Genomic DNA, 851 nt, shown 5'->3' with positions numbered 1-851 from the left:
GGCCATCGCCTTCGCGGAAACCGGCCACCTGTGTCTGGCCACCCTGCACGCCAACAACGCCAACCAGGCGCTGGACCGGATCATTCACTTCTTCCCGGCAGACCGCCACGGCCAGCTGTGGATGGACTTGTCCCTGAACCTGAAAGGCATCGTCGCCCAGCAATTGATCCCCACCCCGGACGGCAAGGGCCGCCGCGCGGCCATCGAAGTGCTGCTGGGCACGCCGTTGGTCCAGGACCATATCCGCAAGGGCGAAGTGCACCAGCTCAAGGCGCTGATGAGCAAATCCCGCGAGCAGGGCATGCAGACCTTCGACCAGGCCCTCTACGACCTGTATTCCGCCGGTGAAATCACCTACGAAGACGCCATGCTCCACGCGGACTCCCCCAACGACCTGCGCCTGATGATCAAACTGGGCAACGAAACCGACGCCTCCAGCCTGGACGTGGCCACACGAGGACTGAGCATCGAGGATACGGAGTAGGAGACGCTGCAGGCGGCACGCTTCACGCAACAACGCGGATGAAGCCACCTGCGCCCTGAAAAAAAGAGGCCGCGCCCATCCACCGGGCGCGGCTTACTCATTTCAGAGAAACGCCCGCGTTGCCGCTTTGCGCTTACTACTGAATCCCGCGATAACAAGGACGCTTTTTACTTTACCAACGGAGGGGGAAACCCATGCAACAAGAAAAGGAAACACACCTGACACCCATCGGCTACCTGCTATGGTTTTTTGGCGGCCTGTTTGGTTATCACCGGTTTTACTATGGTCGTCAGCTCACCGGCTTGCTGTGGATGTTTACCCTGGGCGTCTTTTTCATCGGCTGGGTCGTGGACGCCTTCTTGATCCC

General features: G+C 60.0%; 2 protein-coding genes. Both read left to right on the top strand.

Annotated elements, in window-relative coordinates:
• The coding region (locus A3754_RS04785) for an ATPase, T2SS/T4P/T4SS family (RefSeq protein WP_197468463.1) at positions 1 to 484 on the top strand (484 nt) is incomplete at its 5' end.
• 194 nt (positions 485 to 678) lie between these two features.
• The coding region (locus A3754_RS25960; RefSeq protein ID WP_156496797.1) for an NINE protein at positions 679 to 851 on the top strand (173 nt) is incomplete at its 3' end.

Source organism: Alcanivorax sp. HI0083, from assembly GCF_001635175.1.
The sequence above is the reverse complement of the archived record's forward strand: the minus strand, read 5'-3'. Positions and strand labels throughout refer to the sequence as shown.